This is a genomic window from Vibrio sp. 1401, assembly GCF_033340295.1.
The window spans coordinates 1-596 of record NZ_JAWOWF010000575.1 but is presented as its reverse complement, the minus strand read 5'-3'; the positions used below and the strand labels follow the sequence as shown (position 1 = coordinate 596).

The following is a 596-nucleotide window of genomic DNA, read 5'->3' as shown; positions in this document are numbered from 1 at the left end:
TTGTCCATGCCAACTCCCTTTGCCAAAAATCACTAAATTTAATTAATCAAACGCAGTTTAACACCAATACTGAAACAAAGTACGTCACATTTTGCCAACATGATGCGTCAGTTTCGTTCAATAATTACAGCGAACTTTACACATGGACGCGACAACGATGATTTTGGGATACGCTGCAATTTTAGTGACCGTACTGCTTTGGTCTGGTTTTTTCATCTCGCTCAAAGGTGGGGCAATTTCGGCACTACAACCTGCTGATATTGCTTTGGTGCGCTTTCTCGTTCCTAGCCTAATCTTGTTGCCTTTTGTAATGAAACATAAAGCCGCCCTAAAAGCCGTTCCCAACAAATACCTTACTGTATTGTCTTGGGTAGCGGTTTACCTTATTTACTTGTAGCGGGCACTGCCATGCATTTCGCTCCCGTCGCGCATGGTAGCGCCTTAATACCTGGCACGTTGCCTTTGTTTGTTTCTGCCATTGCAGTCTTGTTCTATCAACAATCGCTGAGTCATCACCGCATTATTGGTCTTTCCACCGTACTGCTGGGTATTTTTGTGTTTCTGCTATCTAATATCGGGGAAGAATACAACTGGTC

1 pseudogene is annotated in these 596 nt (G+C 43.5%); it reads left to right on the top strand.

From position 1 onward, the window contains the following. Positions 1 to 157: 157 nt before the first annotated feature. A pseudogene (locus R7Z77_RS26910) lies at positions 158 to 596 on the top strand (EamA family transporter); the annotation flags it as partial.